Raw genomic sequence first — 23,497 nt, 5'->3', positions numbered from 1 at the left:
GTTCAGGAGCGGAACAACCGCGAGTACTGGGTTTCGTGCCGCGCGGACAGGATGCCGAGTTGCGGCGCGAACGTGTTGACGGCGTCGGGCGGCGTCGCGAGCGCGCGGCGCACGGCCGCGTCGATCGCGCCGCGCAGCGCGACGATGATGCGTTGCCCGGCGAGCTGGCCGAGCGGCACGGCCTTCAGCGCGGCGGACGTCTGGTTCTCGACCCAGCCGAATGCGTATGCGGCGAGCGTCGCGTCGGCGCCGGCATCGTGCGCGGCGGCCGCGTATGCGAATGCGGTCGGCAGCGCGATAGGCGACATCGACGCGAGCGTCGCGCGGCGCGCGGCATCGCCCCATTCGAGCGATGCGCAGAGCTGCGCGAGCGACCAGCCCATCTGTTCGGTCTCGCGGCGCAGTTCCGCCGATTCGCGGCTCGCGACGAACCATGCATTTTCGGCGGCGAGCGCGTGTACGTCATGCGCATGCCAGCGCGCGAGCTGGTGTGCGAGGAACGGCAGCTCGCCGTGCGCGAGCACGTCGGTCAGGCCGCTCGCGATCCAGTCGCGCGCGGAATCGGCGTCGTGGATCAGGTTGGCGTCGAGCGCGGCTTCGAGGCCCTGCGAATAGCTGTACGCGCCGATCGGCAGCGCCGGCGACGCGAGGTGCAGCAGCGCGACGAGTTCAGTGGTGATCATGGCCGTGGCCGTGCGTGCATCCGGGACCATGTTGATGATCGTGATCGTGATCGTGATCGTGCGAATGCGAGTGTCCGTGGTGTTCGCCGAACACCTGCTGCGCGAGCGCGTAGTCCTCGGCGAACGTCGCGTCGTGCCCGTGCTTGTGGCCGCCGCCGTACGCGCCGGCTTCCGGCTGGAACGGCGCGTTCGCTGCTTCGACCTGCGTGCCGAGCCGGCGCAGCATGTCCGCGAGCACCGGATCGGCTTCGAGCTTCAGGTAGCCGTCGCCGATCTCGACCGGCGTGTGACGGTTGCCGAGGTGGTACGCGGCGCGCATCAGCGTGAGCGGATCGGCCGCGCGCACGAGCAGCACGGCTTCGGGCGCCGCGGCGACGCGCACGAGCGCGCCGTCGTCGGCGACGAGCACGTCGCCGTCGCGCAGCACGGTGCCGCGCGGCAACAGCACCGCGACGTCCTCGCCGGTGTCGAGCGTCGCCGCGAGGCGGCTCTTGCAGCGGGCGTCATACGCGAGCGTGAGCGTCGGTGCGCGTGCGACGAGCGACGCGGCGAGTTTCACGTTCGGGGCAATGCGTTTGTCGAGGGTGCGCATAAAACGAAAACCGGAAATCAGAACAGGAAATAGCGCTGCGCCATCGGCAGCACCGTCGCCGGCTCGCAGGTGAGCAACTGGCCGTCGGCGATCACGTCGTAGGTTTCGGGATCGACGCTGATCGACGGGCGCCATGCGTTGTGGATCATGTCGGCCTTCGTCACGTTGCGGCAGTTGCGCACCGGCACGATCCGCTTCGCGAGGCCGTAGCGTTCCGCGATGCCCGCATCGGCCGCCATCTGCGACACGAAGGTCAGCGACGTGCGCGCGAGCGCGCCGCCGCGCGTCGCGAACATCTCGCGATAGTGGACGGGCTGCGGCGTCGGGATCGACGCGTTCGGGTCGCCCATCTGCGCGACCGCGATCATCCCGCCCTTCAAGATCATCGACGGCTTGATCCCGAAGAACGCGGGTTCCCACAGCACGAGGTCGGCCCACTTGCCGGGCTCGATCGAACCGACTTCGTGCGCGATCCCGTGCGTGATCGCCGGGTTGATCGTGTACTTCGCGACGTAGCGCTTCGCGCGGAAGTTGTCGTTGCGCGCGCCGTCTTCGGGCAGCGCGCCGCGCTGCACCTTCATCTTGTGCGCGGTCTGCCAGGTGCGGATGATCACTTCGCCGACGCGGCCCATCGCCTGCGAATCGGACGACAGCATCGACAGTGCGCCGAGATCGTGCAGGATGTCCTCGGCCGCGATCGTCTCGCGGCGGATCCGCGATTCGGCGAACGCGAGATCCTCGGCGATCGACGGATCGAGGTGATGGCACACCATCAGCATGTCGAGATGCTCGTCGAGCGTGTTGATCGTGTACGGGCGCGTCGGGTTGGTCGACGACGGCAGCACGTTCGCCTCGCCGCATACCTTCAGGATGTCCGGCGCATGGCCGCCGCCCGCGCCTTCGGTGTGGTACGTGTGGATCGTGCGGCCCTTGAACGCGGCGACCGTCGATTCGACGAAACCGGCTTCGTTCAGCGTGTCGGTGTGGATCGCGACCTGCGTGTCGGTGTCGTCCGCAACCGACAGGCAGTTGTCGATCGCGGCGGGCGTCGTGCCCCAGTCCTCGTGCAGCTTCAGCCCGATCGCGCCGGCCGCGATCTGCTCGACGAGCGGCTGCGGCAGGCTCGCGTTGCCCTTGCCGAGAAAGCCGAGGTTGATCGGCCAGCCGTCGGCGGCCTGCAGCATCCGCTCCATGTGCCACGGGCCCGGCGTGCAGGTCGTCGCGTTGGTGCCGGTGGCCGGCCCCGTGCCGCCGCCGAGCATCGTCGTGACGCCCGATGCGAGCGCCTCGTCGATCTGTTGCGGGCTGATGAAGTGGATGTGCGTGTCGATGCCGCCCGCGGTCACGATCAGCCCTTCGCCGGCGATCACTTCGGTCGCAGCGCCGATCGCGATCGTCACGCCCGGCTGGATGTCCGGGTTGCCGGCCTTGCCGATCGCGGCGATGCGGCCGTGCTTGATCGCGATGTCGGCTTTCACGATGCCCCAGTGATCGAGGATCACCGCGTTCGTGATGACCGTGTCGGGCACGTCGGCGGCCACGCGCTGCGACTGGCCCATCCCGTCGCGGATCACTTTCCCGCCGCCGAATTTCACTTCCTCGCCGTAGGTCGTGAAGTCGCGTTCGATCTCGATCAGCAGTTCGGTATCGGCGAGCCGGACGCGGTCGCCCGTCGTCGGCCCGAACATTTCCGCGTACGCGCGGCGGCTCAAGCGTAGTGTCATGTCGTGCTGTTCCTGAAGAGACGGGCGTGAGGCGTCGCTCAGAGCGGCCCCATCACCTTGCCCTGAAAACCGTAGACGGCCCGATCGCCCGCGAGCGCGACGAGCTCGACGGTGCGCGTCTGGCCCGGCTCGAAGCGCACGGCCGTGCCGGCCGCGATGTTGAGCCGGAAGCCGCGCGCGGCCGCGCGGTCGAACGACAGTGCGTCGTTGACTTCGAAGAAGTGGTAGTGCGAGCCGACCTGCACCGGGCGGTCGCCGGTGTTCGCGACGACGAGCGTCAGCGTTTCGCGGCCCGCGTTCAGTTCGTGCTCGCCGTCGTCGGTGAGGATTTCGCCGGGGATCATGCGTTGCCTCACGGAATCGGGTGATGAACGGTCACGAGCTTCGTGCCGTCGGGGAAGGTTGCCTCGACCTGGATGTCGGGAATCATTTCGGGCACGCCATCCATCACGTCGTCGCGCGTGAGCAGCGTCGTGCCGTAGTGCATCACCTCGGCAACCGTCTTGCCGTCGCGCGCGGCTTCCATCAGCGCGGCGGTGATGAAGGCGACCGCCTCCGGATAGTTGAGCTTCAGGCCGCGCGCGCGACGGCGTTCGGCCAGCAGCGCCGCCGTGAAGATCAGCAGCTTGTCCTTTTCTCGGGGAGTCAGTTTCATGAAGGCAAACGTTCAGGAAAACGTAATTTTTATCGGTACGCGCGCAACCGGGCGGACGTGCGGGTCATCGTAGCACCGCGCCGTTTTGCGCGCGCCGTGTATCGGTTATGTAAGCAGCAAGGCGCGTGCCATGTGCATGGAACGCAGCGCAATGCGCGTTCGTGGTGCGCGGTGCATGGGTAACGTGCAGCGCCTGATGCGGGGATGCGCCGAAACGGTGCGTGGCGCGAGCGCGCTCAGGTTTGCCAGAGGCGCAGCGGCCGTGCGTCGACGCCGTGCACGATCGGCCGCAACTGCAGCCAGCAATCGGTGAAGTGGCGCTGCAGCGCTTCCATCGACGTCGACAGCGCGCGCACGAGCACGACGCCGGGCGTTACGCAGGTTGCGCCCGCGCGCAGCGTATCGTCGAACGGCATCCGCGCGGCGAGCGATTCGGCCAGTGCGGCGTCGCACGCGGCGCCGGCGGCCCACAGCGTGCCGTAGGCGGGAAAACCTGCGAGGCCCTGTAGCGCGCCGCGCAGCGGATCGTGCGCGTCGAGCAGCGCGCGCTCGATCCACAGCGGCCGGCCGTCGGCACCGACGAGCGCGGCGGTCGACGCGATGCGGCCCGCCGACCAGGTTTCGCCGGCCGCCTGCCGGCCGAGCTGCGTCGCATCCCAGCCGATCGCGCTCGCGCCCGCGCCGAGCGTCACGGTGAAGTCGAGCGCTGCGTGCGCTGAGTCGAAGAACAGGTTGTTCTGCGGCAGCCAGTCGAGCTTCGCGTTCTCGCCGACCGCGATGCCGATGTGCTGCGTCGCGTCGAGGCCGTTCGACTTGTACCACTTGGTCGCGCCGGGCGTTGTCAGCACCGCGTGCGTGCCGTCGCCGAGAGCGATGTCGATGTCGAGCCGGTCGCCGCCTGCGACGCCGCCCGGCGGGTGGACGATCACCGCGTGGCAGATCGCGTCGCCTTCCGGATACAGCGGCCGCTGCACGCGCAGCGGGCCGTCGTGCAGCCGGTGCGCGAGCGTCGTGCGCGCGCCGTGTCGCTCGAAGCCGAGTTCGAGGCGGCCGCGCCACGACTTGGCGACGGCGGGGCGGGACAGCGGGGCGTGGGAATCGGGGGCGGACATCGGCGGCGAGCGGGAAACGACGGAAACGGGCGCGAAGAACGTGGATGCTACCGGAACAATAATGCAGATGCCGCGTTCGTTGAAAGCGCCGCGTGCGCCGGTGCCCGCTGCCGTGCCGCGCGTCACACCGCGATCAGCTCGCGCACGCCGTTCGTTTCCATGTCGCGCGCGTCGCCGCCCGCGACGATCTCGCCGCGGCTCATCACCCAGTAGCGGTCCGCGATCGAGCGCGCGAAATCGTAATACTGTTCGACGAGCAGCACCGTCATGTTCGATTCGTCGACGAGCTGGCGCAGCGTGCGGCCGATGTCCTGGATGATCGACGGCTGGATGCCCTCGGTCGGCTCGTCGAGGATCAGCAGTTGCGGCTCGCTCATCAGCGCGCGGCCGATCGCGAGCTGCTGCTGCTGGCCGCCCGACAGGTCGCCGCCGCGCCGCGCGCGCATGTCCTTCAGCACCGGGAACAGGTCGTAGATGCGGTCGGGCACTTTCGACGGCGCCTTGCGGCTCGCCGCGCCGACGAGCAGGTTCTCCTCGACGGTCAGCCGCGGAAAGATGTCGCGGCCCTGCGGCACGTATGCGAGCCCGGCCGCGACGCGCGCATACGGCGGCAGCGCGCCGAGCGCCGTGCCGCGCCACGACACGGTGCCGCTTTTCGCGGCGACCACGCCCATCAGGCAGCGCAGCAGCGTGCTCTTGCCGACGCCGTTGCGGCCGAGCAGCACGGTGAGCTTGCCGTCGTCGGCGGCGAGGTTCACGTTGCGCAGGATATGGCTGCCGCCGTAGTACTGGTTCAGTGCTTCGATCTTCAGCATCGTTTCAACGTCCGAGATAAGACTCGATCACCGCGTCGTCGCGCTTGACCTGGTCGAGCGTGCCTTGCGCGAGCACCGCGCCTTCGGCCATCACCGTCACGCGGCCCGTGTCGCCCGCGAGCGCCGCGACGAATTCCATGTCGTGCTCGACGACCATCATCGAGCAGGTGCCGCGCAGCGTGTTCAGCAGCTCGGCGAGTTCCATCGTCTCGTGGTCGGTCATCCCGGCCGCCGGTTCGTCGAGCAGCAGCAGCGCGGGGCGCTGCATCAGCAGCATGCCGATCTCGAGCCGCTGCTTCTGCCCGTGCGACAGCTCGCCGGCCGCGCGGTACGCGTGGCTTTCGAGGCCGATCAGCGCGAGCGTCTCCTCGATCTTCGCCTGTGACGTGCGGTCGAGCCGTGCGCGCAGCGATGCGAGCCAGCCCTTGTCGGTCTGCATCGCGAGTTCGAGGTTTTCCCATACCGGATGCTGTTCGAACACGGTGGGTTTCTGGAACTTGCGGCCGATGCCGGTGCGCGCGATCTCGGGCTCGCTCATCCGCGCGAGGTCGAGCGTCTGGCCGAGAAACACCTTGCCGGCGTCGGGGCGCGTCTTGCCGGTGATCACGTCCATCATCGTCGTCTTGCCGGCGCCGTTCGGGCCGATCACGCAGCGCAGCTCGCCCGCGTCGATCGCGAGCGACAGCTTCTTCAGCGCGCGGAAGCCGTCGAAGCTCACCTCGATATCCTCGAGGTAGAGGATCGTGCCGTGCGACGTGTCGATGCCGGGCGGCACGACGCGGCCCATCGAAGCGGTGCCGCTGACGGCCAGCAGCTCGTCTTCCGGCGGCGGCGTGAACTGGTAGAGGGCCGTTCCGTTCATGCACGTTTTCCTTTCGCGAGCACGGTTTCGACGAGGCCCATGATCCCGCGCGGCAGCAGCAGCGGCACGAGCACGAAGATCAGGCCGAGGAAGAACAGCCAGTATTCGGCGAAGTACGCGGTAAACAGGCTCTTCGCGCCGTTCACCGCGAACGCGCCGACGATCGGCCCGATCAGCGTGCCGCGTCCGCCCACCGCGACCCAGATCGCCATCTCGATCGAGTTGCCGGGCGACATCTCGCCGGGATTGATGATGCCGACCTGCGGCACGTACAACGCGCCCGCGATGCCGCACAGCACGGCCGACACGGTCCACACGAACAGCTTGTACGCGAGCGGGCTGTAGCCGAGGAACATCAGCCGCGTTTCGCCGTCGCGCACCGCGGTGACGACGCGCCCGAGCTTGCTCGTGACGATCGCGCGCGCGGCGATGAACGCGAGCACCAGCGTCGCGAACGTCAGCAGCAGCAGCACCGTGCGCATGCCGGGCGACGTGATCGCGAAACCCGCGATGCGCTTGAAGTCGGTGAAGCCGTTGTTGCCGCCGAAGCCCGTCTCGTTGCGATAGAACAGCAGCATCGCGGCGAACGTCAGCGCCTGCGTGATGATCGACAGGTACACGCCTTTCACGCGCGAACGGAACGTGAAGAAGCCGAACACCCACGCGAGCACGGCCGGCACGAGCACGACGAGCGCGAGCGCCCACGCGAGATGCTGCGTGCCGCTCCAGTACCACGGCAACTGGTGCCAGTCGAGGAACACCATGAAGTCGGGCAGGTCGCTGCCGTACTTGCCGTCGCGGCCGATCTCGCGCATCAGGTACATGCCGATCGCATAGCCGCCGAGCGCGAAGAACAGCCCGTGGCCGAGGCTAAGAATCCCGCAGTAGCCCCATACGAGATCGAGCGCGAGCGCGGCGATCGCGTAGCACATCAGCTTGCCGGCGAGCGTCATCGCGTAAGCGGACAGATGGAACGCGCTCGCTTCGGGCGCGACGAGCGCGGCGAGCGGCACGCCGATGCCGATCGCGATGCACAGCGCGACGAGCGCGAGCCATGCGCGGCGCGACAGCAGCGCAGGGCGCGGCGGCAGGCCGAGCGCGAAGCCGTCTGCTGTACGTGCGGCGGCAGCGGGCTTCGGTGCGCCGGCGACCGGGTTCGACATCGAATCGGTTATGAAAGTCACGTCAAGCCTCCGCGCTGCGGCCCTTCGGGGCGAACATGCCCTGAGGACGTTTCTGGATGAACAGCACGATCATCACGAGCACCGCGATCTTCGCGAGCACGGCGCCCCAGAACGGCTCGATCGCCTTGCTCGCGAGGCCGAGCCCGAAGCCGCCGAGCACGGTGCCGGCGATCTGCCCGACGCCGCCGAGCACGACCGCCATGAACGAATCGATGATGTAGTTCTGGCCGAGATCGGGGCCCACGTTGCCGATCTGCGACAGCGCGCAGCCGCCGAGGCCGGCGATGCCCGCGCCGAACGCGAATGCATACGCGTCGACGCGCGCAGTCTTCACGCCGACGCACGCGGCCATCCGGCGGTTCTGCGTGACCGCGCGCACGAACAGGCCGAGCCGCGTCTTCGTCAGCACGGCCCACGCGATGAACACCACCGCTAGCGCGAACGCGAGGATCGCGAGCCGGTTGTACGGCAGGATCAGGTTCTGCATCACGGTCACGCCGCCGCTCATCCACGACGGGTTCACGACCTGCACGTTCTGCGCGCCGAACAGCATGCGCGTCGCCTGGATCAGGATCAGGCTCACGCCGAAGGTCGCGAGCAATGTTTCGAGCGGGCGGCCGTACAGATGGCGCAGCACGAGCCGTTCGAGCACGATGCCGACGAGCGCGGCCGTCGCGAACGACGCGGGCACGGCGATGAGCGGATACCAGTCGAAAGCACCGGGTGCGTAGCGCTGGATCAGCGTCTGCACGACATAGGTTGCGTACGCACCGATCATCAGGAATTCGCCGTGCGCCATGTTGATCACGCCGATCAGCCCGTACGTGATCGCGAGGCCGAGCGCGGCGAGCAACAGCACGCTGCCGAGCGACAGGCCCGCGAACAGCGTGCCGACGATCTCGCCGCGGCGCTGCAGCGAGTGCAATGCGTCGAGCCCCTGCTGCGCGGCATCGCGCACGCGCGCGTCGGGCTCCGCGTAGCTGCCGTCCGCATTTTTCGCGACGAGCGGGCGCAGTTGTTCGATCATGTCGAGGTCGCGGCGCGCGGCCACCACCTGCACGGCTTCGAGGCGTTTCGCCGGATCGGCATCGTGCAGCGCGGCGATCGCCCACAGTGCATCGAGGCGACGCTTCAGCGCGGGATCGGTTTCCTTCGCACGGGCGCGGTCGATCATCGGCTTGAGTGCCGGGTCCGGCGACTTCAGCAGCGCATCGATCGCGTCGCGTCGCGCGGCGACGTCGGGCGATGCAAGCGCGAGGCCCGACAGCGCGCCCGCGATCTTCGTGCGCAGCAGGTTGTTCAGCATCACGGGCTGCGCGTCGCCGGCCGGCGTCGCGGCCTGCGTGAGCGCGTCGTGCGCCGTGTCGCCGGCCTGGATCAGCAGGCGGCTGTCGCCGGTCGCGAGCGCGTCGCCGGTCGACAGCGCGTTGAGCACGGCAACGGCGCGCGGATCGGCATCGGCGGCGAGCCGATCGATCGCGGCCGTCTTCGCGTCGAAGTCGTCGCCGGCGAGCGCGGCGGTATCGGCGGCCGTCAGCGCGAACGCGGCGCGCGGCAGCGCGCCCGCGAGGGCGGCGCATGCGACGATCGCGACGGCGGCTCGGCGAAAGCGAATAGGCATCGGGAAATCCTGTCGGGCGTGGGGAAGCGGATTCATGCGGCGATGCGCCGGCGCGTGCGGTTCGTCACCGCAAGCGCGGCCGGCGCATCCGCACCTGCATGCGAGCGGCACGTCACGCCGGTGCGCGACGCGCCGCACCGCGTCAGGCCAGCGCCGCGCGCTGCCGGCGCAGGAACGCGGGGATCGACGAGACGATATCCGGCTTGCCCTGGTTGCCTGCGATGAACGGGCTCCACGGCTGCGCGCGCACCGCGGTCTTCGTCTTCCACACGACGTTGAACTGCCCGTCGCCGCGGATCTCGCCGATCATCACCGGCTTGTGCAGGTGATGGTTGCCGTCCATCGCGAGCGTGAAGCCCGACGGCGCGGCGACGGTCTGGCCGATCATCGCGACGCGCACCTTGTCGACGTCGGTGCTCTTCGCCTTTTCGACGGCCTGCTTCCACATATGGATGCCCACGTAGGTCGCTTCCATCGGGTCGTTGGTCACGCGCTTCGTGCCGCCCGGCAGGTTGTTCGCCTTCACCCATGCGGCGAACTGGTCCTTGAACTTCGTGTTGGTCGGGTTCTTCACCGACATGAAGTAGTTCCACGCGGCGAGATGGCCGACGAGCGGCTTCGTGTCGATCCCGCGCAGTTCCTCCTCGCCGACCGAGAACGCGACGACCGGCACATCGGTCGCCTTGATGCCCTGGTTGCCGAGCTCCTTGTAGAACGGCACGTTCGAGTCGCCGTTGATCGTCGAGATCACGGTCGTCTTGCCGCCCTGCGAGAAGGTCTTGATGTTCGCGACGATGGTCTGGTAATCGCTGTGGCCGAACGGCGTGTAGACCTCCTGAATATCGGCGTCCTTCACGCCCTTCGATTTCAGGAACGCGCGCAGGATCTTGTTGGTCGTGCGCGGGTACACGTAGTCGGTGCCGAGCAGGAAGAAGCGTTTCGCGCCGCCGCCTTCCGCGCTCATCAGGTACTCGACGGCCGGAATTGCCTGCTGGTTCGGCGCGGCGCCCGTGTAGAACACGTTGCGCGACATTTCCTCGCCTTCGTACTGCACCGGGTAGTAGAGCAGCCCGTTCAGTTCCTCGAACACCGGCAGCACGGACTTGCGCGACACCGACGTCCAGCAGCCGAACACGCAAGCGACCTTGTCCTGCGTGAGCAACTGCCGCGCCTTCTCGGCGAACAGCGGCCAGTTCGACGCGGGATCGACCACGACGGGCTCGAGCTTGCGGCCCATCACGCCGCCGCTCTTGTTGATGTCGGCGATCGTCATCAGCGCGGTGTCCTTCAGCGACGTCTCCGAGATCGCCATCGTGCCCGACAGCGAGTGCAGGATGCCGACCTTGATCGGGCCGGTGCCCGCATCGGCCGCGTGCGCGAACGGGCTCTTGCCCGCCAGCGCGAGCGCGCCGGCCATCGAACCGAACTTCAACAGACTGCGACGTTTCATCGGGTTCCCCTTGACGTGTTGGATGTGCGTGCGCCGTGGCGGCGCCGGCCATCAGGTAACGCAAGGCATGTGCCAGTCCGCATGCATGCACGCCGGACGTGCCGGTGCGGGCGAACGCGCGGTGCGCGTGACGCTTCGTGCGGCATCGATGGTCCGTTGCGGTGCAGGTTCGCGGGCGCAAATGGTGCACGGACGCGCTTCACCGTTCCGGTGCCTGCACGCGCTACCGGAACGGCGCGATGGAGCGCCATACGGACGATACGGGCGACATCCCCGCGTTCTCGCCGCCGCTCGTCATCGGCGACGCGCAGATTGCCGGGCTGTTCGCGATCGTCGCCGATGCGCAGAGGGAAACGGGGTAGGGCGGGGAAAGCGAAACGGGCGCGCAGTGCGCGCCCGTTCGGCGGATCGTGTGGCCGGCGCGGTGCCGGTCACCGTATGGCGGCGCGCGATGCGCCGCCGGAGAGATCAGTAACGCGGCACGGACGGATCGACGTCGCGCGACCACGCGTCGATCCCGCCTTGCAGGTTGTACAGCTTCGTGAAGCCGCGCGATTCGAGGAACATCGCGACCTGCGCGCTGCGCATCCCGTGATGGCACACGCAGACGATTTCCGCTTCGTCGTCGAGCTCTTCGCTGCGCGCGGGAATCTGCTGCATCGGGATCGATACGCTGCCGGCGATCTGCGCGGTCGCGATTTCCCACGGCTCGCGCACGTCGAGCACGACCGGCGCGGGGCGCGCCGTATCGCCGAGCCATTCCGCGAGCATTGCGGGCGTCAGGATCTGCATGGAGGCTCCGCCGCTCAGAACTTGAAGCGCGACGGCTCGATCGCGTTGACGAGGTGGTCGATGTAGGTTTCGAACACGTCGGCGACGCGGTATTGCGTGTCGTCGATGCGCGTGATGATCTGCGCCTTCATCACCGGACGGCCGCCGACGAATGCCGACAGGCGGCCGCCGACCTTCAGCTGTTCGAGCATTTCCTGCGGCACGACGGGCAGGCCGCCCGCGACGCAGATCACGTCGTACGGCGCCTTGCCGGCCCAGCCGCGCGAACCGTCGCCGAGCACGACTTCCGCGTTGGTCACGCCGTCGTTGCGAAGGTTGTCTTCCGCGAACTTCGCGATCGCCGGATCGATCTCGACGGCCGTCACCTGCTGCGCGCGATGCGCGAACAGCGCGGCCAGGTAGCCCGAGCCCGCGCCGATCAGCAGCACGTTTTCGTGCTTCTTGACCGTCAGCTCCTGCAGCACACGCGCTTCGACGCGCGGGAACAGCATCTTGCTGCGGCCGCCGGGCAGCGGCAGTTCGAGATCGGCGAACGCGAGATCGCGGTATTCGGGCTGAACGTAGTTTTCACGCTTGACGATCGACAGCAGGCCCAGGACGTCCAGATCCAGCACGTCCCACGGCCGGATCTGCTGTTCGATCATGTTGAAACGAGCGTTTTCGATATTCATGGTGTGGTCATGCAGCCTGGTCGGCCACCAGCGGGGGTAGATAAACTACGCGATTGTACCAAACAGGGCGGCGGTCAAGCCTTCAGGCAGCCTGCAACGGACCTTTACCCTTTGCTCTTCTTGATCTGCGCCTCGAAAGCGAGGTCGAGCTTGCTCGCCTTGCGCGGCTTTTTGGGGCCGAATTCGTCGACGAACTTGACGAACGCGTCGAGCGGCAGCGGCTCGCAGCGCTTCTCGGCGGTGCCGCCCGAGCGGTCGACGAGATAGAACAGGCCGCCCGCCATTGCGACGGCCGCGAATTGCGGGTTGCCGGAGCGGGTCTTCAGGCGTTCGACCGCGTGGGTCGCTTTGGTGGTGCGCATCGTGCGGGTTCTGGCGGAGCGGAAGCCTCACACTGTAGCAAACCGGCGGCACGCCCGCGTGCGGCCGCCGGTTTGGCGCCGGCGCTAGACCGTGCGCGAGTAGCGCTGTCGAGACGTCTGGCCGAGATACGCGTCGAACGCCATCGCGATGTTGCGCACGACCATCCGGCCGGCCGGATGGATCGTCAGGCGCTCGCGCGCGATCGTCAGCAGCCCGTCGCGCTCGAACGGACGCAGTGCGTCGAGCTCGCGCGCGAAATGATCGGCGAAGCGGATGCCGTGCGCGGCCTCGACATGCGAGAACGGCAGTTCGAGGTTGCACATCAGTTGCGTGATCACGTCGCGGCGCAGCCGGTCGTCGGGCGTGAGCCGCACGCCGCGCACGATCGGCAGCCGGCCCGCGTCGAGCGCGGCGCCGTACGCGGGCAGGTCCTTCGCGTTCTGCGCGTACACGTCGCCGACCTTGCCGATCGACGACACGCCGAAACCGACGAGGTCGGTATCCGCGCGCGTGCTGTAGCCCTGGAAATTGCGCTGCAGCGTGCCGTTCTGTTGTGCTCGCACGAGCTCGTCGGACGGCCGCGCGAAGTGGTCCATCCCGATGTACACGTAGCCGGCCGACGTCAGCATGTCGATCGCGAGGCCGAGCAGCGCGATGCGCGTTTCGGGCGGCGGCAGCGTCGCATCGTCGATCTGCCGCTGCATCTTGAACAGGTGCGGCATGTGCGCGTAGCCGAACACCGACAGCCGGTCGGGCGCGAGTTCGATGATCGTCTCGAGCGTGCGCGCGAACACGGCGACCGTCTGGTGCGGCAGCCCGTAGATCAGGTCGACGCTGACCGAATGGAAGCCCGTCGCGCGCGCGGCGGCGAGCAGGTCGGCCGTCATCGCGAGCGGCTGGATGCGGTTGATCGCCTGCTGCACGACCGGATCGAAATCCTGCACGCCGAGGCTCAGCCGGTTGAAGCCGATCGTGCGCAGGTGCACGAGCGTCGCGGGCGTGACCGTGCGCGGGTCGATCTCGATCGAGAACTCGGCGTCGGCGTCCGGCGCGAGCGCGAAGTGCTCGCGGGTGGCCGCCATCAGCTCGGCCGTTTCGTCGTCGGAAAGAAAGGTCGGCGTGCCGCCGCCCCAGTGCAGTTGCGTGACCGGGCGGGCCGGATCGAACAGCGCGGCCTGCAGCGCCATCTCGCGCTTGAGCTGGTCGAGATACGGGCGCGCGCGGCGGCGGTTGTTGGTCGCGATCTTGTTGCAGCCGCAGTAGAAGCACGCGGTGTTGCAGAACGGGATGTGGAAATACAGCGACAGCTCGCTCGACGACGCGCCGGGGTCGCCGGCCGCGCGCACGTAGTCGGCCGGGTCGAAATCGTCGCGAAACTGCAGCGCGGTGGGGTAAGACGTATAGCGCGGCCCGTTCGCGCCGTATTTCGTGAGCAAATCGGGACGGAACATTATGTCGGCAGAACCGGAGCTCATGATGGTCTCGCGCTTTTTAGATGCTTTCGAGTATATAAACGCGCGATTCCGCTGCATTGCGTAATAACGTCGCAGCCGGCGATGGCACAATGCGGGGTGGGCTGCCGAACGCCGCGTCCGGTTGCCGCACCGTTTTTTTGTTGTTCGTTCGAGAGAGCCGAGTGTCCGTCGAAATGCCTGTCCGCCCGGCACCCGCCGATGTCCTGCCGCCGCACGCGTGCCGCGAGGGCTGCGGCGCGTGCTGCATCGCGCCGTCGATTTCCAGCCCCATTCCGGGCATGCCCGACGGCAAGCCGGCCGGCGTGCGTTGCGTGCAGCTCGGCGACGACCTGCGCTGCCGGATCTTCGGCCGGCCCGAGCGGCCCGCGTGCTGTTCGGGGCTGCAACCGTCCGCCGACATGTGCGGCGCATCGCGCGGCGACGCGCTCGCGTGGCTCACGCGCCTCGAGGCCGCGACGCAGCCGTCGCCGCGTGGCGGCATGGGGCGGTAGCGGATTGCCGGCCGCGTTCGACGCGAATACGACGCATGGAACCCGCGGCGCGGGTTGAAGCACTAACTCCGGTCGATTGCCCGGCATGGGCGCAGCGCCGACAGCCCGATCGCCGCTGCGCCGGATACAGGAGATTGTTCAAGCATGACCGCACCTCGCGCGCCCGGCCGGCGCCGTTTTCTCGCCGCAACCGTCGGCGCCATCGGCGTGACGCTGTCGCTCGCCGCGTGCGCGTCGACATTCCCGTTCATCCCCGATCACTACACGTTCTCGCGCGGCGACGTGCAGAAAGCCGTCGCACGCAAGTTCCCGTATCAGAAGACGGTCGCGCAGGTCGTCGACGTGTCGCTCGCGAACCCGGCCGTCAACCTGCTGCCCGACCAGAACCGCGTCGCCGTGCAGCTCGACGCGAATTTCGCGAGCCCGTTCCTGCGCGCGCCCGTCAGCGGCAAGTTCACCGTGTCGGGCCAGCTCGCGTACGACGCGCCGAGCCGCTCGGTCGTGCTGAAGGCGCCGGCCGTCGACAGCCTCGTGCTCGACGGCGACGCGCAGATGTATGCGCAGCAGGTCGGCGCGGCCGCCGGCCTGCTCGCGACGCAAGTGCTGACCAACTATCCGATCTACACGTTCAAGCCCGAACAACTGCAATTTGCCGGAGTGAACTACGAACCCGGTACAATTACGATTCTTACAAACGGCATACGCGTGGCGATCGTCGAAAAATGACGTCGAGCCGCGCGGCCGAGCGGGCCGCGCGGCAACCTGGCCCTTCCTTTCGACCATTTCGGAGTTGGGCCACGGATGGACTGGATCCTGATCTGCAAGGCATTGATCCTCGGCGTCGTCGAGGGGCTGACGGAATTCCTGCCGGTGTCGAGCACCGGTCACCTGATCGTCGCGGGCAGCTTCCTGAATTTCAACGATTCGCACGCGAAAACCTTCGACGTCGTGATCCAGTTCGGTGCGATCCTCGCGGTTTGCTGGGAGTACCGGCAACGGATCGTGTCGATCGTCTCCGGGCTGCCGAGCCGGCCCGACGCGCGGCGCTTCACGCTGAACGTCGTGATCGCGACGATTCCGGCGATCGCGCTCGGCCTCCTGTTCGAGAAGAAGATCAAGGCCGTGCTGTTCTCGCCGGTGCCCGTCGCGTTCGCGCTCGTCGTGGGCGGCGCGATCATCCTGTGGGCCGAGGCGCGGCAGCGCGAGCGCGGCGAGCCGCCGCGCGTGATGTCGGTCGATGCGCTGACGCCGCTCGATGCGCTGAAGGTCGGCATCGCGCAGTGCTTCGCGTTGATTCCCGGCATGTCGCGGTCGGGCTCGACGATCATCGGCGGGATGCTGTTCGGCCTCGACCGGCGCGTCGCCACCGAATTCTCGTTTTTCCTCGCGATTCCGATCATCTTCGGCGCGACGCTCTACGAAACCGTCAAGGACTGGCAGGCGTTCACCGTCGATTCGCTCGGCCTGTTCGCACTCGGGCTGGTCGCGGCGTTCGTCAGCGCGTTCGTGTGCGTGCGCTGGCTGCTGCGCTACGTCGCGACGCACGATTTCACAGTGTTCGCGTGGTACCGGATCGCGTTCGGGCTGTTCGTGCTGCTGGTCGGGTACAGCGGCTGGCTGAACTGGGCGTGATGCAGATACGGAGGCGGGCGCGCTTCCGATAAAAAACGGCCCGATCGGCAGATGCCGGTCGGGCCGTTTTGTCGTCCGGGGCGGCGCGGCGTGCGCCGCCTCAGCGGAATGGCTCAGCCTGCGCGCTTGCGGAACACCAGGTCCCACACGCCGTGACCGAGCCGCAGCCCGCGCCGTTCGAACTTCGTCACCGGGCGATAGTCGGGGCGCGGCGCGTAGTCGGCGGCCGTGTTTTCGAGCGTCGGCTCCGCGCCGAGCACTTCCAGCATCTGTTCCGCGTAGTTCTGCCAGTCGGTCGCGCAGTGAATGTATGCACCGGGCTTCAGGCGCGACGCGAGATGCGCGACGAGCGGCGGCTGGATCAGCCGGCGCTTGTGATGGCGCGCCTTGTGCCACGGATCGGGGAAGAAGATATGCACGCCGTCGAGGCTTTCCGGCGCGAGCATGTGCTCGAGCACTTCGACCGCGTCGTGCTGGATGATGCGGATGTTCGACAGGTTCTGCTCGCCGATCAGCTTCAGCAGCGCGCCGACTCCCGGCTCGTGCACTTCGACGCCGAGGAAGTCGTCGCCGGGGCGGTTCGCGGCGATTTCCGCGGTCGATGCGCCCATCCCGAAGCCGATCTCGAGGATGCGCGGCGCGCTGCGGCCGAACACCGCGTTCCAGTCGGGCATCTCCGGCGCATACGGGACGACGAAGCGCGGGCCGAGTTCGTCAAGCGCGCGGCGCTGGCCGGTCGACACGCGGCCGGCGCGCGTGACGAAGCTGCGGATGCGGCGGTGGTGCAGCGGATTGACTTCGTCGGCGCCGTCGGCGGCTTCGTCGGGAATGGCGTCGTCGTGCGGCGGCAGGCCGGCTTCGTTCGGATCGTCGTGCATCATCGGTACAGAGAAAGGCTTTGTTGCGGGCGAGGGCCCGTTGCGCGCAGCAGTGCGCCGGGGAACCGGCACATGGTACAAAAAAGCCGCCTTCGACGAGGCGGCTTTTGCGCAGGCTGCCGTGCAGCCGGAAAGTGGAGCGGGCGATGGGAATCGAACCCACGTCATCAGCTTGGGAAGCTGAGGTAATGGCCATTATACGACGCCCGCAGAACGCGCAATTCTACAGGGTTTGACGTGGGGATGGCAAGCGGGCGGTTTGGGGCGGTGGCAGCGAAACTGGCATGGCTGGATCGTGGGGCGGTGGCGTCGCCGAGAATGGTCGTCAACGGATCGGCCAAAAACGGTCCGTCGACGCAATTTGCGCGATTGGTTGAATCCGCAAATAGCTGGGCCATTCAGCCCGAGCCAGCGGGCAGCGAACTGGCAGCGCGCTTGCAGGCGAGTCGTCGTGTGAACTCTCTTGGCCAACCGGTCACGAAGTACTAAAAATTGCGCGTTGCGATTGGTTAGACTATAACTAAACAGTATTCGACCAAGCACAGACAATCGAATCCGAGCAAAGACGCCCGAAGCGATGCCACTGGCAGACAGACTTCGAGAAAAACCACAAGAGAGAGACCATTATGAAGTTCGAGCTTCCGGCAAACCACGGGTTGTCGGCGGAATCTGTCGAATCGCTTGTCTTTCGTGACGGCACTGAATATTCCCTTACAGACGTTCAATTTGCTGCGCTTGATGCCGGGGTCGGACGCGGTGAAAGCGTATTGATCGTTTCTCCAACGTCTACGGGGAAGACGCAGATCGCGCTTTGGGCCATCGCGCATGGATTGGAGAACAACTGCCGAACGGTGTACCTGCTGACGCATCGTGCTTTAGCAAGGCAGAAGTTCGAAGATTTTCGAGAACAGTTGATCGAGAGTCATCTAGACGGCGATCTTACGTCATTGATAATTGCAACGGGCGACTCCGTTGAAACAGCCGACGGTAGCGCACCCAAGAATCCTCTGGACGCACCTTTGCTCATCGCAACGTACGAGAAATATCTCGCATTGCTATCAGCGAGTGGCGTGCCGTCTGACATGAGCTCGACGGTTGTCGTTTGCGACGAAATCCAACTTATCGGTGACGAGCATCGTGGGCAGAACGTTGAGGTGTTGCTCACGCTGCTGAAGAACGCCGGGTGGCGGCAGTTCGTGGGGCTTTCTGCGGTACTTCAGGCGAGTGATGCACGTGATCTCGCGCATTGGCTCGGTGTAAAGTTGGTTTCAGCGGATCGTCGTGAAAAGCACTTGAGATACGAATGCTGGACGAATCAGGGAATATTTTCGGTGGAGACTAACTCCCCCGAAACGATCGTACGTTCGACAGCGACGGGATCGAATAGCCTCAATCCTCTGGATGTCCTCGCGGTGCTTCTACGGCAAGAGCCGGCGGTCCGGCCGATCATCGTTTTCTGCACAAGCCGCAAGCAAACCTATGATTTCGCTGCCGCATATTTCAAGTCAATAACTAAGCCGAGCGTTGGCCAATTGTCGCTTGCTTTCGATCAACTTCCTGTTACGACGGTCAATTCATTGTTGGCGCGGTATTTGCCGCATCGATTTGCTGTTCACAGCTCGGATCTTACCGAGGAAGAACGCGCGATTATTGAGCAACACCTGCTGAGTGGGCATCTTGACGTCGTTTTCGCCACGACAACACTGGCGGCTGGTGTTAATTTTCCACTGGGTGCGGCGATCATTTTCTGGGAGCGCTGGAACAGCGAACTGCGGGGGCGCGAGCCCATTTCTGCTGCCGAGTTTCATAACATGGCTGGCCGCGTCGGCAGAATGGGATTCGACCATGACCATGGCCGAGTGATTTTCTTGGCTACGAGCGAGCAACAGATTCGTGCTTCTAAGCAATATCTCGACCTCGGCAGTCTGCCTCCTCTTCAATCGAGGATTGGTCCCGGGGGATTCGATCAGCTCGTGCTTCAGTTGGTCGCGTCCGGGCTTTGCAAGTCGAGGAACGAGGTAGATGCGCTTGTCAAATCGACACTGAGCGGGCTTAGAGAGGAAGACAAGAACACCGACGCATTTTCCATGTGGCCGTCCCACCTGGGAGGGTCGATCGCCTATCTAAAGCAGGAAGTGTTGCTTATCGAAGCTAACTCCGGACGGCTTACAGCGACGCCGTTCGGCAAGGCAGTTGCCCACTCGGGGTTGTTGCCGGAGACCGGAGTGGCGCTTATGCGTCATTTTGTGAATCAGGTGGACATTCTTCCGACATATCTTCCGGGTAACCAACAAACAGCTGACGCTGACAAACTCGCGTTTCTCGTCACATCGGCATGTTTCAGTTCACCGGAATTCAGGAGTGGATCACGAGAGACGCGCACGAGGCACTTACCATATCAGCTTGACGAACCGTACCTGATCGATGCGGATGCATACCGCGCCGAACTAATGGAGCCCGTATGGCAAGCCGACCCAGCGCCAGTTAATGCCGCCAAGATCACTGTGGACTGGATTAACGGCGCGGAACTTCGAGACATAGAACATTCGCTAGACGCGCTTCGTGCAGGTAGCCTGCGCGACATGTTTCGGAACGTATGCTGGATGTTGAGCGGTGTTGCCGCCATCATCGAAGCTGCGACTGATGCTCGAACGCCGAGTGCATTGCGGCCGCGGTATCTCATGATTCCCAATAGCCAACTCGCGAACCTTAGAAAGCTACCGAGATATTTGCGGCGACTGTCGCTGAGAGTGGCCGAGGGCTTGCCGGACGAAGTCTTGTGGATGACTTGGTTGAACAGTCGAGAAGGGGCGTTCAGATTGACGCGTGGAGAGATACTGGGGTTACGCAATCGAGGCTTCACCTCACTGGATCAACTTATGCTGGGAACAGCTGAGGCGGACCAAGTGAGGCTGGCGGTATTTGACGCCGTGAAGCCGTCACCACATGCGAAGGCAAATTGGTTACGCGATGCTTCGCGACAATGGAAACAAGAGCAACGTCGGTGTACAGCGGAGCGCCATGCTGTACGCGCAAAGCATTGTCCCCACTCACAAGACGTGGAGACGTACTATGCTTCGCGGGGTACAGCGTTTGAGGCTGCGTTCGAAAAGGCTATGCAGTTGCTTAATATCAAATTTCAGCGCCTTGACGATAGGGCCGTGACGGGTGCTCCTGACTATCTTCTGGAGCTCTCGGATTCTCCGCCTCTCATCCTCGAATTGAAGTCGAAAATCAATGATAAGCTGGTTGACTACAACTCGGCAGTCGAAGTCTTGGCCGCGTCAGAGGTTCACGGATACAAAGAGATATTCTGCGTAACGCTCTGCCATCCTGGTGTAGACCCTAGTGTGCCGAGTGTGATCAACGCGTGCGGCAGATTGAGTGTGGTTGAAAGCCATGACCTAGGCGAGGCGCTTCTCCGGGTGTGCGAGGGTAACCTTACTCAGGCTCAGCTATGGCAATGGCTTGCTACACCTGGCCAAGCGAAAGCCGATGATCTTCCGTTCAGAACTTATCCGTAGAACTATATCTCGCGGCGCATGTGTGCTCGCTGGAATAGCGATAGCGTGCTGTCAAGCTGTTGCGGAATTCGATCAGCCGGTCTTCCGGCACTACATAAGATAGGGTGACCTAAATCCCAACATGCCGACAATCTACTGCGATGAAGCTGGAAATTCGGGAGCGAACCTGCTCGACAGGGATCAACCGTTCTTCGTTCTCGCGTCTAACGATTTTTCGAGAGATGAGGCGGTGGCGCTGCTAGAGCACGTTAAGTCGCCGCAGGGGGCGGAGCCAAAGTTCACGGCGCTCAAGAAATCAGGTGCGGGGGTTGCAAAGCTCATCCGCTTTCTTTCTGATCCTCGACTCAACGAAAATCGTGTCGTTGCAGACGTGTTCGACAAGCGATTCATGATCGTTACGAAAATGGTCGACCTAATTGCAGAAACACTCATTCATCGGATAGGGGGAGACCTCTACGAGCGCGGCGCAAACATCGCCATGTCGAACATGCTGCACTATTGCATGCCTGTTTTCTGTCGCGAAGAGAATACTGATCGATTCCTGCAGTCCTTCGTCGAACTTGTCCGTCAAAGAGAAGAAGCGCAGATATCCGCGTTTTATGATGCTGGAAAAGCGATGGTGGAGGCTTCGACGAACAAAAAATTTAAAGAGGATCTCATGTATTTTACCGAGCCTCGATTGTTCTCGCTGTGGTTCAGCGAGGAAATTACCCCGCAGGCTCTCGACCCGGCGATTCCTGCGTTATTTGGTCACATTGCCACCTGGGGAGCAAGGAAAGACGAAAGATTCGACGTTGTTCACGACTCGTCTAAACCAATTCTCGCTTCCCAAGCAACATTTACCAACATGATGGCCCTCTCCCATGAGGAGTCGGTGCTCGTGGGTTACGATCGACGCAAGTTTCGCTTTCCGTTGCGAGCAACGTCGCTGTCGCAAGCCGATTCAAGGGAGCACCCTCAACTTCAGGTTGCCGATCTATGCGCGGGACTTATCAATCACTTCAACAAATGCAATCTGACTGGTGAACTTGATGACTTGGCCATCGCTACCCGCGAGTTGCGAAGACTGGACTGGGTATTCGACGCGGTGATTCCAACGACTGACGTCACGCCTGAGGCGCTTGGCACCGAGGAGGTGGGAGGCATCAATCCGGTGGATCGCGTTATCGACTATTTGTCGCAACGGACCACGCGAACCGAGTAAGGCGGACGGCGCTATGTGAGTCTTCGCAACTTCCACGGCGAGCGTTGGATGCGTCACGGTCAGCGATGCGCGCATCGTATTAGTGTGATCGCGGCGACTGATGCGCGGGACCGGGATGTGAGTTAACTTGGTCTGTCAAATTCGGTTGATGCAGTTTGCTAATCCAAGCCGGGCATATCTTGTTGCCTTGGCCGGACGTTTGCCGAGAAAGTCGTCGCATGGACGACATCAAACACCCCAACGATTTCCCACCGCTGACCATCGAGCAGATTTGCGAGCTGGCTGCGGCGGTGTGTGACGATTTCGGCGGCGACCTCCCGCGAGCAGCTTTCACGGAGAAACTGCTACTCCTCCTCGAAGACGTTCCAGGATTCGAGGTAGGCAAGGTGGACGAGAGGTTCATTGAATTGGCGTGGACGACATACAGCGGTTGCCGACCCAATTCCTGAGATTCTACTCGCGCACCAGCTCAGCGACCTTTTCATAGAGCGTTTCTCGGTATGCACGAGCATTTTCCGAGAAGTGGAGCCGTCGATGGCAGTTCGGGCAAACGGCGACCGCATTCGTTGGCGTATGCTCAGGTGAAGTCAATGCGTCACGCGTCGCTGAATAATGTACGCGAACACTTCATCGAACTGAAACGGCGTGAGGGATGGGAGATCCGGAGGGTCGATTACGAGATGAACGAGGAGCCCAAGAAGTTGCAGAAAGAGTATTACGGGGCGAAGAGGGCTATCGTGGAGGAGGAGTTGTTGGCGATTGCGAATGCCGAGCGTATTGACCGCAAGCGTTACCTCGACTTGTGCGACAAGCAGACCGCAACCACGGCCGAGAAGGCGCGGATGTCTCGCTACCAGATCGAACAGTTCTATGGTGTGAAGGAGGTAACGGTCGAACTGGCGAGGTTGGATGATGGCGGTCGGTATCGCGAGTGCGTGAGGTTCGGTTCGGTATTTCTTTCCAACAAGTATCAGCGGAATCAGTTTGCGCTGTTGGAGCGGGGCGTGTCGGTGACGGAGCGGGATGATTACGTCAGGAAGTGCAAGCTTCTCAAGAAACTGCTGCGTGCGGCTGGTGTGGTGGACGAGGACGGCCAGTTGGATACGCTGGCCGAGTTCGAGTCTCGTACGCTCGGTGCCTTCATCGATGTCGTTGAACTGCACGTACAGGAAATCGGGCTGGTGCTTAACGTGCGTGTGCGGGATGACTTGCGCGAAAAACCTATGCTGCAGCTTAAGGCTTTCCTGAAGTTGATTGGTGTTGAAACGGCGAAGAGGCGTAAGGGATACGAAGGACCGAAGAAGATTTATAAGTACTCGCTCGATCTGGATTCGATTGATTTGATGAACAAGTATCGGAAGAATTACATGAAGGGGATGACGGAGATTCGGGTCCAGCAAAACGTGCTCGATGGCGGGGCCATGATGGTCGTGACCGAGACGCCTGAAAAACCGAAGCGGATGAGGTTTGTGAACGTCGACAAGAAGCCTGCGAAGAGGTGGGAGGAGCTCACCCCTCGTCAGCGCCGTCGGGAATTGCTTGCAATGTTGAGGAAGCCAAAACATCAACCAATTGAGCCGAATCCGTTCGATATCGATGAAGGCATCATCCCGCTTGAGCCGATCGGTGATTGATCGTGATGCAGATCAAATCTCCGTGGTGGTCAATGACTTGTAGATAAGTGTTTTTATTGTTTTGTTAAAGCGGCGACTTATCTGCTGGACGGACGGGGCCAACCACGAGTTGGCCCTACGTCAGAGTCTAGGAAA

The 23,497-nt window shown here is 64.3% G+C and carries 24 protein-coding genes and 1 tRNA gene; 8 read left to right on the top strand and 17 right to left on the bottom strand.

Features of this window, described 5'->3' with window-relative positions:
- Positions 1–2: 2 nt before the first annotated feature.
- From AC3WLY_RS18700 to urtA, 11 genes are all read right to left on the bottom strand, one after another.
- Positions 3–683, bottom strand: a complete 681-nt coding sequence (locus AC3WLY_RS18700) for an urease accessory protein UreF (RefSeq protein ID WP_492310620.1) — start codon at positions 681–683, stop codon at positions 3–5.
- On the bottom strand, positions 670–1,275 hold the full coding sequence (gene ureE / locus AC3WLY_RS18695) for an urease accessory protein UreE (protein ID WP_492310619.1): 606 nt from the start codon (positions 1,273–1,275) through the stop codon (positions 670–672). The genes AC3WLY_RS18700 and ureE overlap by 14 nt, the downstream gene beginning before the upstream one ends.
- A gap of 17 nt (positions 1,276–1,292) precedes the next feature.
- Positions 1,293–2,999 (bottom strand): urease subunit alpha, encoded by a 1,707-nt coding sequence (ureC, locus tag AC3WLY_RS18690; RefSeq protein ID WP_204425932.1) that lies wholly within the window; start codon positions 2,997–2,999, stop codon positions 1,293–1,295.
- A gap of 38 nt (positions 3,000–3,037) precedes the next feature.
- Positions 3,038–3,343: an urease subunit beta gene (locus AC3WLY_RS18685; protein WP_034182910.1), complete on the bottom strand. Its 306-nt coding sequence runs from the start codon at positions 3,341–3,343 to the stop codon at positions 3,038–3,040.
- An 8-nt stretch (positions 3,344–3,351) separates the two neighbouring features.
- Positions 3,352–3,654, bottom strand: coding sequence for an urease subunit gamma (ureA, locus tag AC3WLY_RS18680; protein WP_006406310.1), 303 nt, complete (start codon positions 3,652–3,654; stop codon positions 3,352–3,354).
- Positions 3,655–3,890: 236 nt separating this feature from the next.
- Positions 3,891–4,766, bottom strand: a complete 876-nt coding sequence (locus AC3WLY_RS18675) for an urease accessory protein UreD (protein ID WP_492310618.1) — start codon at positions 4,764–4,766, stop codon at positions 3,891–3,893.
- A gap of 122 nt (positions 4,767–4,888) precedes the next feature.
- A complete protein-coding gene (urtE, locus tag AC3WLY_RS18670) occupies positions 4,889–5,581 on the bottom strand; it encodes an urea ABC transporter ATP-binding subunit UrtE (RefSeq protein WP_047900002.1) in 693 nt (230 codons plus the stop codon).
- A 4-nt stretch (positions 5,582–5,585) separates the two neighbouring features.
- On the bottom strand, positions 5,586–6,443 hold the full coding sequence (gene urtD, locus AC3WLY_RS18665; protein ID WP_175962581.1) for an urea ABC transporter ATP-binding protein UrtD: 858 nt from the start codon (positions 6,441–6,443) through the stop codon (positions 5,586–5,588).
- Complete coding sequence (gene urtC, locus AC3WLY_RS18660) at positions 6,440–7,627, bottom strand: urea ABC transporter permease subunit UrtC (protein ID WP_492310617.1); 1,188 nt, start codon at positions 7,625–7,627, stop codon at positions 6,440–6,442. The genes urtD and urtC overlap by 4 nt, the downstream gene beginning before the upstream one ends.
- Before the next feature lies 1 nt (position 7,628).
- The gene (gene urtB / locus AC3WLY_RS18655) at positions 7,629–9,248 is read right to left on the bottom strand and encodes an urea ABC transporter permease subunit UrtB (RefSeq protein ID WP_492310616.1); all 1,620 of its coding nucleotides are present in this window, start codon (positions 9,246–9,248) and stop codon (positions 7,629–7,631) included.
- Positions 9,249–9,390: 142 nt separating this feature from the next.
- The gene (urtA, locus tag AC3WLY_RS18650) at positions 9,391–10,698 is read right to left on the bottom strand and encodes an urea ABC transporter substrate-binding protein (RefSeq protein WP_175962584.1); all 1,308 of its coding nucleotides are present in this window, start codon (positions 10,696–10,698) and stop codon (positions 9,391–9,393) included.
- A 239-nt stretch (positions 10,699–10,937) separates the two neighbouring features.
- Here urtA and AC3WLY_RS18645 point away from each other — a divergent pair, with 239 nt between their 5' ends.
- Positions 10,938–11,060, top strand: a complete 123-nt coding sequence (locus tag AC3WLY_RS18645; protein WP_425131269.1) for a hypothetical protein — start codon at positions 10,938–10,940, stop codon at positions 11,058–11,060.
- A gap of 106 nt (positions 11,061–11,166) precedes the next feature.
- Here the strand turns inward: AC3WLY_RS18645 and AC3WLY_RS18640 are convergent, their stop codons facing one another.
- The 4 genes from AC3WLY_RS18640 to hemN form a co-directional block, all read right to left on the bottom strand.
- Positions 11,167–11,490: a rhodanese-like domain-containing protein gene (locus AC3WLY_RS18640; protein WP_006488544.1), complete on the bottom strand. Its 324-nt coding sequence runs from the start codon at positions 11,488–11,490 to the stop codon at positions 11,167–11,169.
- A 14-nt stretch (positions 11,491–11,504) separates the two neighbouring features.
- A complete protein-coding gene (locus tag AC3WLY_RS18635) occupies positions 11,505–12,161 on the bottom strand; it encodes a protein-L-isoaspartate O-methyltransferase family protein (protein WP_175962586.1) in 657 nt (218 codons plus the stop codon).
- Positions 12,162–12,265: 104 nt separating this feature from the next.
- Entirely contained in the window at positions 12,266–12,523 is a 258-nt protein-coding gene (locus AC3WLY_RS18630) for a hypothetical protein (RefSeq protein ID WP_425131268.1), read from the bottom strand.
- 84 nt (positions 12,524–12,607) lie between these two features.
- Complete coding sequence (gene hemN, locus AC3WLY_RS18625) at positions 12,608–13,999, bottom strand: oxygen-independent coproporphyrinogen III oxidase (RefSeq protein ID WP_425131267.1); 1,392 nt, start codon at positions 13,997–13,999, stop codon at positions 12,608–12,610.
- 173 nt (positions 14,000–14,172) lie between these two features.
- Here hemN and AC3WLY_RS18620 point away from each other — a divergent pair, with 173 nt between their 5' ends.
- From AC3WLY_RS18620 to AC3WLY_RS18610, 3 genes are all read left to right on the top strand, one after another.
- Positions 14,173–14,490: a YkgJ family cysteine cluster protein gene (locus AC3WLY_RS18620; RefSeq protein WP_492310632.1), complete on the top strand. Its 318-nt coding sequence runs from the start codon at positions 14,173–14,175 to the stop codon at positions 14,488–14,490.
- A gap of 144 nt (positions 14,491–14,634) precedes the next feature.
- Entirely contained in the window at positions 14,635–15,216 is a 582-nt protein-coding gene (locus AC3WLY_RS18615) for a DUF1439 domain-containing protein (RefSeq protein ID WP_310137197.1), read from the top strand.
- Between the two features lie 75 nt (positions 15,217–15,291).
- The gene (locus AC3WLY_RS18610) at positions 15,292–16,122 is read left to right on the top strand and encodes an undecaprenyl-diphosphate phosphatase (protein ID WP_152864725.1); all 831 of its coding nucleotides are present in this window, start codon (positions 15,292–15,294) and stop codon (positions 16,120–16,122) included.
- Between the two features lie 113 nt (positions 16,123–16,235).
- On the opposite strand, the gene trmB is transcribed toward AC3WLY_RS18610, so the two are convergent.
- Both trmB and AC3WLY_RS18600 read right to left on the bottom strand, forming a co-directional pair.
- Positions 16,236–17,003, bottom strand: a complete 768-nt coding sequence (gene trmB / locus AC3WLY_RS18605) for a tRNA (guanosine(46)-N7)-methyltransferase TrmB (RefSeq protein ID WP_072436148.1) — start codon at positions 17,001–17,003, stop codon at positions 16,236–16,238.
- Positions 17,004–17,135: 132 nt separating this feature from the next.
- Positions 17,136–17,210 (bottom strand) — tRNA-Gly (locus AC3WLY_RS18600).
- 416 nt (positions 17,211–17,626) lie between these two features.
- On the opposite strand from AC3WLY_RS18600, the gene AC3WLY_RS18595 reads away from it, so the two are divergent.
- The 4 genes from AC3WLY_RS18595 (at position 17,627) to AC3WLY_RS18580 (ending at position 23,362) form a co-directional block, all read left to right on the top strand.
- On the top strand, positions 17,627–20,524 hold the full coding sequence (locus AC3WLY_RS18595; RefSeq protein WP_492310615.1) for a DEAD/DEAH box helicase: 2,898 nt from the start codon (positions 17,627–17,629) through the stop codon (positions 20,522–20,524).
- Between the two features lie 121 nt (positions 20,525–20,645).
- Positions 20,646–21,728, top strand: coding sequence for a DUF3800 domain-containing protein (locus tag AC3WLY_RS18590; RefSeq protein ID WP_492310614.1), 1,083 nt, complete (start codon positions 20,646–20,648; stop codon positions 21,726–21,728).
- Between the two features lie 218 nt (positions 21,729–21,946).
- A complete protein-coding gene (locus AC3WLY_RS18585; protein ID WP_492310613.1) occupies positions 21,947–22,177 on the top strand; it encodes a hypothetical protein in 231 nt (76 codons plus the stop codon).
- Between the two features lie 141 nt (positions 22,178–22,318).
- On the top strand, positions 22,319–23,362 hold the full coding sequence (locus AC3WLY_RS18580; RefSeq protein ID WP_492310612.1) for a hypothetical protein: 1,044 nt from the start codon (positions 22,319–22,321) through the stop codon (positions 23,360–23,362).
- Positions 23,363–23,497 lie beyond the last annotated feature (135 nt).

It is taken from the genome of Burkholderia sp. FW306-1C-G01B, from assembly GCF_058781685.1.
The sequence above is the reverse complement of the archived record's forward strand: the minus strand, read 5'-3'. Positions and strand labels throughout refer to the sequence as shown.

What these genes read in the sequence shown, in the direction of transcription:
- AC3WLY_RS18700 (WP_492310620.1), bottom strand. Translation starts at nt 683, where the DNA reads ATGATCACCACTGAACTCGTCGCGCTGCTGCACCTCGCGTCGCCGGCG.
- ureE (WP_492310619.1), bottom strand. Translation starts at nt 1,275, where the DNA reads ATGCGCACCCTCGACAAACGCATTGCCCCGAACGTGAAACTCGCCGCG.
- ureC (WP_204425932.1), bottom strand. Translation starts at nt 2,999, where the DNA reads ATGACACTACGCTTGAGCCGCCGCGCGTACGCGGAAATGTTCGGGCCG.
- AC3WLY_RS18685 (WP_034182910.1), bottom strand. Translation starts at nt 3,343, where the DNA reads ATGATCCCCGGCGAAATCCTCACCGACGACGGCGAGCACGAACTGAAC.
- ureA (WP_006406310.1), bottom strand. Translation starts at nt 3,654, where the DNA reads ATGAAACTGACTCCCCGAGAAAAGGACAAGCTGCTGATCTTCACGGCG.
- AC3WLY_RS18675 (WP_492310618.1), bottom strand. Translation starts at nt 4,766, where the DNA reads ATGTCCGCCCCCGATTCCCACGCCCCGCTGTCCCGCCCCGCCGTCGCC.
- urtE (WP_047900002.1), bottom strand. Translation starts at nt 5,581, where the DNA reads ATGCTGAAGATCGAAGCACTGAACCAGTACTACGGCGGCAGCCATATC.
- urtD (WP_175962581.1), bottom strand. Translation starts at nt 6,443, where the DNA reads ATGAACGGAACGGCCCTCTACCAGTTCACGCCGCCGCCGGAAGACGAG.
- urtB (WP_492310616.1), bottom strand. Translation starts at nt 9,248, where the DNA reads ATGCCTATTCGCTTTCGCCGAGCCGCCGTCGCGATCGTCGCATGCGCC.
- urtA (WP_175962584.1), bottom strand. Translation starts at nt 10,698, where the DNA reads ATGAAACGTCGCAGTCTGTTGAAGTTCGGTTCGATGGCCGGCGCGCTC.
- AC3WLY_RS18645 (WP_425131269.1), top strand. Translation starts at nt 10,938, where the DNA reads ATGGAGCGCCATACGGACGATACGGGCGACATCCCCGCGTTCTCGCCG.
- AC3WLY_RS18640 (WP_006488544.1), bottom strand. Translation starts at nt 11,490, where the DNA reads ATGCAGATCCTGACGCCCGCAATGCTCGCGGAATGGCTCGGCGATACG.
- AC3WLY_RS18635 (WP_175962586.1), bottom strand. Translation starts at nt 12,161, where the DNA reads ATGAATATCGAAAACGCTCGTTTCAACATGATCGAACAGCAGATCCGG.
- AC3WLY_RS18630 (WP_425131268.1), bottom strand. Translation starts at nt 12,523, where the DNA reads ATGCGCACCACCAAAGCGACCCACGCGGTCGAACGCCTGAAGACCCGC.
- hemN (WP_425131267.1), bottom strand. Translation starts at nt 13,999, where the DNA reads ATGAGCTCCGGTTCTGCCGACATAATGTTCCGTCCCGATTTGCTCACG.
- AC3WLY_RS18620 (WP_492310632.1), top strand. Translation starts at nt 14,173, where the DNA reads ATGCCTGTCCGCCCGGCACCCGCCGATGTCCTGCCGCCGCACGCGTGC.
- AC3WLY_RS18615 (WP_310137197.1), top strand. Translation starts at nt 14,635, where the DNA reads ATGACCGCACCTCGCGCGCCCGGCCGGCGCCGTTTTCTCGCCGCAACC.
- AC3WLY_RS18610 (WP_152864725.1), top strand. Translation starts at nt 15,292, where the DNA reads ATGGACTGGATCCTGATCTGCAAGGCATTGATCCTCGGCGTCGTCGAG.
- trmB (WP_072436148.1), bottom strand. Translation starts at nt 17,003, where the DNA reads ATGATGCACGACGATCCGAACGAAGCCGGCCTGCCGCCGCACGACGAC.
- AC3WLY_RS18595 (WP_492310615.1), top strand. Translation starts at nt 17,627, where the DNA reads ATGAAGTTCGAGCTTCCGGCAAACCACGGGTTGTCGGCGGAATCTGTC.
- AC3WLY_RS18590 (WP_492310614.1), top strand. Translation starts at nt 20,646, where the DNA reads ATGCCGACAATCTACTGCGATGAAGCTGGAAATTCGGGAGCGAACCTG.
- AC3WLY_RS18585 (WP_492310613.1), top strand. Translation starts at nt 21,947, where the DNA reads ATGGACGACATCAAACACCCCAACGATTTCCCACCGCTGACCATCGAG.
- AC3WLY_RS18580 (WP_492310612.1), top strand. Translation starts at nt 22,319, where the DNA reads ATGCGTCACGCGTCGCTGAATAATGTACGCGAACACTTCATCGAACTG.